Genomic DNA, 9,099 nt, shown 5'->3' with positions numbered 1-9,099 from the left:
GACCGTGAACCAGATGGACGAAGCCACCCAGCAGAACGCCGCACTGGTCGAGGAAGCCACCGCCGCCGCACGTTCCATGGAAGAACAGGCAGGAGAACTCACCAACACCGTGGCCCTGTTCAAGATCGACAGCACTTCAGCAAAAACTGTTCGAGTGGCGGCTCAGCCAAATCCGGCACAACGTCAGCGCACAACGCAGCGTTCTAATTCCAAGCAGACAGCATCCAGCGCAGTTGCCACCGATTGGCAAGAATTCTGAATACACCGATGCGAGCGAACTGCTGTCCGCACAGATCCACGGACCACATGATGACGATGCAGGCTATCGCGATCGATAGCCTGCATCTGCATGAAAGCCTGCTAGGTGAAGACGGCGCCATGAATTCAAACATCAAATATCCATCACGCGAATATCACATTATTAAAGAAAAAAATCGCAGCGATCAAGAAAGTCAATGCGATGCCGCTAGGAGAGTCATGCACTTTGTGCGCATCAACCACACTGAAGATTGACACTTAAATCCGTTCAGACACCGATCGAACATCCATCCACCGCATGAACACCCCGCCCTCTTGACCACATAAGCCAAGCCGCATCGACGTAGCAACACCTTGCGATCACTCGCCGTGATGCTTTGAACAGAACGCCGATAGGCCATGCATGCGCACCGAACTCTCCCCGAAATAGGAACCCCACAATGAAGCTTAAAAACTTCAGCCTTTCCGCACTGCTCGCACTGAGCTTTGCGGCCATCGTTCTGGTAATGCTGGTCATTGGCACGATCAACCTGAGTAGCCTGTCGACCATCAATCATGCGACCGACATGAATGACTTGAGCTACAAGATCTTGTCGACCGGCGAAATTATGCAGATCAACGCGCTCAATATCGAAACAGGTTCGCGTGGCTACCTGCTATCGGGTGACAAGTCGCACATTCAGTCGTTCGAGCCCAGCCGCGAGGTTTTTGAGAAGAAATTCGACGAAGCCACGAAGCTCAGCGTCGACAACCCTAACCAGCAGGCACGCCTGGAACAGCTGGGAAAGTCGTTCAAGCAACTCATCGAGGTTGAGAAAGAGATCATCGCGGTGCGCGACAGCACCAACGATAAAGAAAAAATCGCCAGCCTGTTCGCCGAGGCCCGCGACCGCCAGGCAATGACCACGATCCGCAAGATGCTTGCCGATTTCATCGCCGAAGAACAAGACCTTCTCGTCAAGCGCAGCTCGACATTGGTCTCCGTGCGCGCGGAGAGCAAGTGGGCCATCATGCTCGGCAGTTTGTTCGTGATCCTGGCCTCGATCGGCCTGGCGGTCATGATCCGTCGCCGGCTGCTGAACCGGCTTGGTGCCGCCATCGTGGTCGCCGATTCCATCGCGGGGGGCAAGCTCGACAACCCGATCGATACGCAGACCAAGGACGAAGCCGGCGTGCTGCTGGTCAGCATGCACAAGATGCAGAGCCAGTTGCAGGCCGTCATCACGGCACAGACCGAGATGGCCAAGCGCCATGACGCCGGTCAGACCAGCTACCGCATGGAAGAAGGTGCCTTCCCGGGCGATTACGGTCGCATGGTTCACGACAGCAATGCACTGGTCGCTTCGCATATCGCGGTCACGTTGCGCCTGGCGCAGATCATGGGCCGCTACGCCATCGGCGACCTGTCCGAGGACATGGATCGGCTGCCCGGCGAAAAGGCCGTGCTCACCGAAACAATGGACAAGGTCAAGCAGAACCTGACCGCCATGAACCGCGAGATCAAACAGCTCGCCGACGCTGCCGCTGCAGGTGACTTCAGCGTGCGTGGCGAAGCCGAGCGCTTCCAGTACGACTTCCGCGCCATGGTCGAGAGCCTCAACCAGTTGATGGCCACCGCCGATGGCAACCTCAACGCGCTGTCCAAACTATTGAAGTCCATCGCCGCCGGCGACCTCACCACGCGGATGCACGGCGAGTTCCACGGTGTGTTCGCCACAATGCGCGACGATGCCAACGCCACTGTCGAGCAGTTGACCGGTATCGTCAGTCGCATCCAGAGCGCCGCTGTCAGCATCAACTCTGCCGCCAGCGAAATCGCCTCCGGTAACGACGATCTGTCGCGCCGCACCGAGCAGCAGGCCGCCAGCCTGGAGGAAACCGCGGCTTCGATGGAAGAACTGACCTCCACCGTCAAGCAGAACGCCGAAAACGCGCGCCAGGCCAATCAGCTCGCCGCCGGCGCTGCCAATGTCGCCTCTCAAGGCGGCGCCGTGGTCGGCCAGGTCGTGCAGACCATGAGCGGCATCGAGGCCTCCTCGAAGAAAATCGCCGACATCATCAGCGTCATCGACGGCATCGCCTTCCAGACCAATATCCTGGCCTTGAATGCGGCGGTGGAAGCGGCGCGTGCCGGTGAACAAGGCCGCGGTTTCGCCGTGGTCGCCAGCGAAGTACGTACCCTCGCCCAGCGCTCGGCCAATGCGGCCAAGGAAATCAAGGGACTGATCGACGACTCGGTCGGTCGCGTCGCCGAAGGCTCGGCCCTGGTCGATCAGGCCGGCAAGACCATGCAGGAAATCGTCGCCTCGGTGCAGCGCGTCACCGACATCATGGGCGAGATCTCTTCTGCGTCGCAGGAACAATCCGCTGGTATCGAGCAGGTCAACCAGACCGTGACCCAGATGGACGAAGCCACCCAGCAAAATGCCGCGCTGGTCGAGGAAGCCACCGCCGCCGCACGCTCGATGGAAGAGCAGGCTGGGCAACTCAGCAATGCGGTGGCGCTGTTCAAGATCGACAACGCCGTGGCCGCACAGTCCCAGCATGCCAGCGTCGCGACACCCATGCGTACCACCAAGCCCATCGCAAAGGCTGCCATTCGTAAACCGCATCAAGCCGCCAAACAGCAGGTCGCCGTCGCCACCAACGACAGCGCCTGGCAGGAGTTCTGATCCACAGGCCGACCTTCGCAAAAGGCCCCTGCAAGCCAGTCCAACCCCGGGAGAGCAATCTCCCGGGGTTTTTTGTTCGCCAAACGTCGCATTGCATGCGCTCATCGGCAAGCGCACCGCGATAGATCACACGCGGAAAGTGCATCGCTTCCCAGTATCGCACTTTGCTAGTCAAGACATCCCTGGCGACGTCGATATGATAGTCACTTTAAACAATTCGTATACATACATATCAAAAATTTAAATTTTTGATAGGTTCTACATTATTTTCTGCGCGCAATAAAGCCAAAAAAAGAATTTTTAATAGTCAAAACCTATCGAAACAATATTAACTATTGATTTTAGGGTATCAATAGTTTGCCGCTATATATTTCAGGGCGCTATCTGCTCGCATGCCTCACCACGCGACATGCCGCTCCAACCTCCGAACGTTCTCTAACTTCCGAGACTCCACGATGAACATCAAGAATCTCAGTCTTTCCGCCCAACTCGCGCTCAGTTTCTGCACCATCGTTCTGGTGACGGTGATCATCGGCACGATCAGTTTGAGCAGTCTTTCTTCGCTCAACACCGCTGCCGACATGAACGATCACACGTACAAAGTGCTGGCGACCGGGGAGATGATGAGGACCAACGCCCTCAACGTGGAAACCGGAGCGCGGGGTTACTTGCTATCGGGCGACAAGCAGCACCTGCAGCCCTTCACCAACGGCCTGGCCGGTTTCGAACAGAGCTTCAAGGATGCCAAGCACCTGACTTCGGACAACCCAAAACAGCAGGCGCGTCTGGAACAGCTGCATACGTCTTTTGAAGCGTTGATCGCTGCGGAGAGGCAGATCATCGACTTGCGCGAGCGCTCCACCGATACGGGGCAGATCACATCCGTGTTCCGTGAAGCCCGTGACCGCCAGGCCATGGAATCGATCCGTAACCTGCTCGGTGCGTTTTCCGATGAAGAACGCCGCTTGCTGGAAAAGCGCAGCGAGACCCTGGTGACTGTGCGCGCGCAGAACAAGTGGTCCGTCCTGTTGGGCAATCTGCTGGTGATCGTGGCCTCAATCGTCATGGCCATCCTGATCCGTCGGCAATTGCTCAAGCGGCTCGGCACCGCGATCGGTGTGGCCGATGCCATCGCCAGGGGCAAGCTCGACAATACGATCGATCTGCGCCGCAAAGACGAAGCCGGCATCCTGCTGCTCAGCATGGACAAGATGCAGAGCCAGTTGCAGGCCGTCCTCGCCGCGCAGGCCGAGATGGCCCAGCGTCACGATGCCGGACAGATCAGCTATCGCATGGACGAGCAAGCCTTCCCGGGCGATTACGGTCGCATGGTCCACGACAGCAATGCGCTGGTCGCCTCTCACATCACAGTCAAGATGCGTCTGGCGCAGATCATGGGCCGCTACGCCATCGGCGACCTGTCCGAGGACATGGATCGCCTGCCCGGCGAGAAGGCGGTCATTAGCGACACCATGGACAAGGTCAAGCAGAACCTGACCGCCATGAATCATGAGATCAAGCACCTGGCCGGCGCCGCCGCCGCGGGCGATTTCAGCGTGCGCGGCGAGGCAGAGCGCTTCCAGTACGATTTCCGCGCCATGGTCGAGAGCCTCAACCAATTAATGGCCACCGCCGACGGCAACCTGCAGGCACTGTCCCAATTGCTGAAATCCATCGCCGCTGGTGATCTCACCGCACGTATGCACGGCGATTTCCAGGGCGTGTTCGCCACCATGCGCGACGACGCCAATGCGACCACCGAACAGTTGGCCTCCATTGTCGGTCGCATCCAGACTGCGGCGGTCAGCATCAACTCCGCCGCGAGTGAAATCGCCACCGGTAACGACGATCTATCGCGCCGCACCGAACAGCAGGCCGCCAGCCTGGAAGAAACCGCCGCTTCGATGGAAGAGTTGACCTCCACCGTCAAGCAGAACGCCGAACACGCCCGGCAGGCCAATCAGCTCGCCGCGGGTGCTGCCAGCGTCGCGTCCCAGGGCGGCGCCGTGGTCGGCCAGGTGGTGCAGACGATGACCGGCATCGAAGCCTCGTCCAAGAAAATCGCCGACATCATCAGCGTCATCGATGGCATCGCTTTCCAGACCAATATCCTGGCCTTGAATGCAGCCGTGGAAGCGGCGCGTGCCGGTGAACAGGGCCGAGGTTTCGCCGTGGTCGCCAGCGAAGTGCGTACCCTCGCCCAGCGTTCGGCCAATGCCGCCAAGGAGATCAAAGACCTGATCGACGACTCGGTCAGCCGCGTCACCGAAGGCTCGGCGCTGGTCGATCAAGCGGGCAAGACCATGCAGGAAATCGTCGCCTCGGTGCAGCGCGTCACCGACATCATGGGCGAAATCTCCTCTGCGTCGCAGGAACAGTCTGCCGGCATCGAGCAGGTCAATCAGACCGTGACGCAGATGGACGAGAGCACACAGCAAAACGCCGCCCTGGTCGAGGAAGCCACCGCTGCGGCACGCTCCATGGAAGATCAGGCAGTCCAGTTGAGTCAGGCCGTGGCGCTGTTCAAACTCGATAACGCAACGAGTGCCGCCACTGCCCGCCCGGCAAACGTCCAATATCTTGCGCCCACGACCGTCACCGCCAAGCGCAAGCCTGCGACCACCAGCGCAGCTCCCATTCGCACCACTGCGCGTGCCACCGCGCATGCGGACAACGCCCAGTGGCAGGAGTTCTGAGCAATTAATGCGGTTGCGAAGATTGCAAGGTGCGTCGCGATGAGGCGACGCACCAGTTTTCTTCTGCAACACCCACCTTGCCAGGGAATCGGTAAGCGCATGCATCGCACAAGGCATGCGGCTCAACCCGGATGTGTGGCATCAGGTTGGTCGAGCAAACAGGTTGAGCTTGGATCTAGAAAAGACACCAAAACGATGCTGGGGAATCTCAGCACTCACGCTTCCTGATACAGGAGGCCATCTCTCACGTTATCGGTGTTCGGCTCAGAACACCAAAAGGATCGCAATGAAATCCGTTGTCTCTATCGGGTGCCTTCTCTTGTCCGCTGTCGCCAACATGGCCTACGCCGAACAAGCACCGATCGTCACTGATCGCCCAGATTTCGTCGAATCCAGCCTTACTGTCGGAGATCGCCGCCTGCAAGTGGAAACCGGCATCGCCTGGGAAAAGGCTGGTGCAGAGGATGGCTACACGACACCGACCTTGTTCCGCTATGGCATCGGTCAAACCTGGGAACTGCGCCTGGAGACCGACGGCTGGCAATACATTGATGTGCCGATTGGCAATGATGTCTTCGGGCTCTCTGACATCTCGTTGGGGCTGAAGCATCACTTCGCTGGCACCGATGCCGACAACGTGTCTTTGGCCTGGCTGGTGCATGTCGATCTGCCCAGCGGCACACGCAAGCTGCGTGGTAGCAGCGCCCGACCCTCGTTGCGCCTGGTCGCCGAATGGACGCTCAGCGACAGCATTTCGGTCGGGGCAATGCCCGGTGTGATCCGCGAAGAAGATGAACACGGACACCAGTACACGGCTGGCATTTTCGGCGTGGTGCTAGGTAAGGCCTGGAACGAACGCTACCGTTCGTTCGTGGAATTGGCACTCCCACAGATCGCTCACAGCGACGACGGCGGTACTGTCGCAATGCTCGATGTCGGGTCGGCCTGGTTGGTCACACAGGACGTGCAACTGGACCTGCTGTACAGCCACGGCCTCAACGATCGCTCACCGGATCACACATTGAGTGCAGGTGTGTCGTTCCGTTTCTGAGTTGGCAATGTAGATGAAAATTGCATCTGTGTAGGTGAGTTGGCTACAGAGGCAACAACCGCAACGCGCCCAACAGCCGCAACGCGCACCAGCCCAAGCAGGAGCCAGCGATCTCGATTGCGCTAGCGACCAGCATTGCCGCCGTCGCGAACGACATCACACGATGTCAGGAATTACCTTACGACCAAAGCAGCATCGGATTACACGAGGTTCCGCCGATACTGAATCACAAGCGTAGAAGCCAGCGTCGAACAAAAACGACATTGCGTTCTTCTTCATTGCCTGACTGGCAAGCGTCACCGTCTAAGTCATACATCTGTCGAAACCTGCAAGGACGCAGCAGAACCTGGGTACTCCCCAGGCATTTCAGTCAAAAGAAGAGGTCGATCATGAGTTCGTTCCTGCAACGCTACAACGTCGGCCATCGGCTCGGAGGCGCTTTCGGCCTACTGATCCTATTGTCGTGCCTGCTAGTCGCGGGGGGATTGCTGTCCATGTCGAATGCCCGGCGCGAATTGGACAACATCGTGAAGGTGAATTTCGAAAAATCTCGGATCAGCAACGGCATGCTCGATGCCAATTCCGGCATCCTAGTCGCCCTGGGCACGTTGGCGATGGTCACCAGGGAAGAGCTGAATGCGCCGGCATTGGCCGCGATCAAGGAAAACCGCCAACGCTATAACGATCTGCGCAAAGAACTCGATACCTTCCCCGCAGACAACGAACGCGTGGTGAAGCTACGCGCGGATATCGATGCCGGACGCGACGCGTCGCGTGCAATGAATAATCAGGTCATCGAGCTCTCTCTCGCAGACCGAAATGCCGAAGCGCAGACCTTATTGAGCGAGCGCGCGCGGCCAACCACTCAGGCATGGCAGTCGAAGATCCGCGAAAACGCACAATTGCAGGAAGCGCAGATGAAAGTCGCCTACGCCAACGCGAGTCAGGCGATGGCCAATGGTCGCAACATGCTCATTGCCGGTGGCGTGGCGGTACTGGTCATCAGCAGTCTGCTGGCCTGGGCTATCACCCGCAGCCTCACTGAACCGCTCAACCGCGCCACCCGCGCCGCCGAGGCCATCGCCAACGGCCGCCTGGACAACCACGTCGCCACCGACGCACGCGATGAACCCGGCCGCCTGTTGGTCGCCATGGACGTCATGCAGCAACAGTTGCAGCGTTTCTCCAGCGAAACCGCGCGCATGATCGAACTGCATGCCGACAAGGATATGAGCCATCGCATGCCCACCGATTTCCCCGGCGTCTACGGCGAGCTGAGCAAGGGCATCAACACCATGATGTTCGAGCATCTCGATGCCATCGTCGATGCCATCGCCGTGCTCAACGAATATGCCAACGGCGACCTGCGCCGCGACGCACGTCGCCTGCCCGGCAGCCGGGCCGTCCTGCACCAATCCATGGATGCAGCCAAGGCCAGCCTGCTGGCGATCAACACCGAAATCAAGCGACTGGCCGCCGCCGCCGCCGCTGGCGACTTCAGTGCACGTGGCAACGCCGAGCAGTTCCAGCACGATTTCCGGCTGATGGTGCAGGACCTCAATGCCATGATGCAGGTCAGTGACAGTAACCTGGGCAAACTCTCGGCACTGCTGCAGTCCATCGCCGCTGGCGATCTCACCGCACGCATGCACGGCGACTTCCAGGGCGTATTCGCTCAGATGCGCGACGACGCCAATACCACCGCCGACCAATTGACCAATATCGTCGGCCGCATCCAGACCGCCGCCACGAGTATCAATGCCGCCTCCAGCGAAATCGCCACCGGCAACGACGACCTATCGCGCCGCACCGAGCAGCAGGCCGCCAGCCTGGAGGAAACCGCTGCCTCGATGGAAGAACTGACCTCCACCGTCAAGCAGAATGCCGAAAACGCGCGTCAGGCCAACCAACTTGCCATCGGTGCCGCCTCGGTTGCCTCGCAAGGCGGTGCCGTGGTCGGTCAAGTGGTTCAGACCATGAACGGCATCGAGACCTCCTCGAAGAAAATCGCCGACATCATCAGCGTCATCGACGGCATCGCGTTCCAGACCAATATCCTGGCCTTGAATGCGGCGGTAGAAGCGGCGCGTGCCGGTGAACAAGGGCGCGGTTTCGCCGTGGTCGCCAGCGAAGTACGTACCCTCGCCCAGCGTTCGGCCAGTGCCGCCAAGGAGATCAAGGACCTGATCGACGATTCGGTCGGCCGCGTCGCCGAAGGCTCGGCGCTGGTCGATCAGGCCGGCAAGACCATGGAGGAGATCGTCGCCTCGGTGAAGCGCGTGACCGACATCATGAGCGAAATCTCCGCTGCCTCGCAGGAACAATCCGCTGGCATCGAGCAGGTCAACCAGACCGTGAACCAGATGGACGAAGCCACCCAGCAGAACGCCGCACTGGTCGAGGAAGCCACCGCCGCCGCACG

General features: G+C 59.3%; 5 protein-coding genes and 1 pseudogene. All 6 read left to right on the top strand.

Annotation, left to right across the window (positions count from 1 at the left end):
* Window positions 1-259 (top strand): annotated as a pseudogene (locus XALGPE39_RS16610) (chemotaxis protein); the annotation flags it as partial.
* Between the two features lie 50 nt (window positions 260-309).
* Window positions 310-513 (top strand): hypothetical protein, encoded by a 204-nt coding sequence (locus XALGPE39_RS05945; RefSeq protein ID WP_152624834.1) that lies wholly within the window; start codon window positions 310-312, stop codon window positions 511-513.
* Window positions 514-698: 185 nt separating this feature from the next.
* Window positions 699-2,930: a methyl-accepting chemotaxis protein gene (locus XALGPE39_RS05940; protein ID WP_045727385.1), complete on the top strand. Its 2,232-nt coding sequence runs from the start codon at window positions 699-701 to the stop codon at window positions 2,928-2,930.
* A gap of 455 nt (window positions 2,931-3,385) precedes the next feature.
* The gene (locus XALGPE39_RS05935; protein ID WP_045727384.1) at window positions 3,386-5,626 is read left to right on the top strand and encodes a methyl-accepting chemotaxis protein; all 2,241 of its coding nucleotides are present in this window, start codon (window positions 3,386-3,388) and stop codon (window positions 5,624-5,626) included.
* A 286-nt stretch (window positions 5,627-5,912) separates the two neighbouring features.
* A complete protein-coding gene (locus XALGPE39_RS05930; RefSeq protein ID WP_045727383.1) occupies window positions 5,913-6,677 on the top strand; it encodes a transporter in 765 nt (254 codons plus the stop codon).
* Window positions 6,678-7,066: 389 nt separating this feature from the next.
* A partial coding sequence (locus XALGPE39_RS05925) for a methyl-accepting chemotaxis protein (protein WP_045729008.1) occupies window positions 7,067-9,099 on the top strand: 2,033 nt, incomplete at its 3' end.

This window comes from Xanthomonas sp. GPE 39 (assembly GCF_000963005.1).
GTDB lineage: Bacteria > Pseudomonadota > Gammaproteobacteria > Xanthomonadales > Xanthomonadaceae > Xanthomonas_A.
This window is presented reverse-complemented; position numbering and strand designations above follow the sequence as displayed.